The organism is Aestuarium sp. (genome assembly GCF_023253315.1).
Classification (GTDB): Bacteria; Pseudomonadota; Alphaproteobacteria; order Rhodobacterales; family Rhodobacteraceae; genus Marivivens; species Marivivens donghaensis.
Genome location: NZ_JALRGW010000127.1, coordinates 1 through 820, shown reverse-complemented (window position 1 = coordinate 820; position 820 = coordinate 1). Strand labels below are relative to the sequence as shown.

2 protein-coding genes are annotated in these 820 nt (G+C 68.2%); both read left to right on the top strand.

Annotated elements, in window-relative coordinates; translation table 11 throughout:
• Positions 1-492: tRNA-dihydrouridine synthase family protein (locus tag AC1QQ2_RS14570; protein WP_479713687.1), on the top strand; the 492-nt coding region annotated here is incomplete at its 5' end.
• A gap of 35 nt (positions 493-527) precedes the next feature.
• Positions 528-820 (top strand): hypothetical protein (locus AC1QQ2_RS14565; RefSeq protein ID WP_479713686.1); only part of this gene is annotated, 293 nt, incomplete at its 3' end.

Genomic DNA, 820 nt, shown 5'->3' with positions numbered 1-820 from the left:
CGAACCACTAAAAACTGTCACCATTTGCCTCAGGACCTCAACCTGGGCTGCCCGCAGGACCGCGCCAGAGAAGACCACTACGGATCCTTCCTCGCCGACCCGCCGGACTGGCCCCTGTGCTGCGCTATCGTTGCCGCCGCAGCGAAGGACCCAGCCCTCGTGATTCCCGTGACCGTTAAAATTCGCCTTCAGCCCACCCTGGCGGCCACCGTGGCTTTCGCAACCCTGCTCGCGCAAAGCGGGGCCAGCCTCGTCACCGTGCACGGGCGCTTCCGGGGCAAGGAGGCCGCGCGCCGGGACGGGGCCGCGGACCTGGGCTGGGTGAAGGCCGTTGTCGACGCCCTTGCGCCCCTCGGGGTGCCAGTGGTGACGAACGGCAATGTCCGGTGCGCTGGCGACGTGGCGGCCAACCTGGCCTTCACCGGGGCCGCGGGCATCATGGTAACGGGTGGAAAGGCCTCGCACACGCCCAGCGAGCTCGCTGCCGTCTGATGTGGCGATGCCATTGAGGTGCTCAGAGGTCATAATTGCTGCTCACATCCAAACACAACCCCTTTCGACAGGTGGCCGAAGAGGTCTTGAGGGACCCCGCCGTATTTAGCCGCGCTCAGCGCCTCGGCTCCACCGCCTTTGGCGCTGCCCGGGGGCTCCGCGTTGCCCAGAACCTGGCTCATCCCGTCTCTGGGTCGTCATCAGACGCCGCCGGCACTGGTGGCGAATCGCACTGTGGTGGTGGTGGATCGGGCGGCACCGGCGGTGGCGGCGGGACGGGCGCCGATGCGCCGCCCCCTTCGCCGTTAGCCCTCGCGGGCGAGTACCT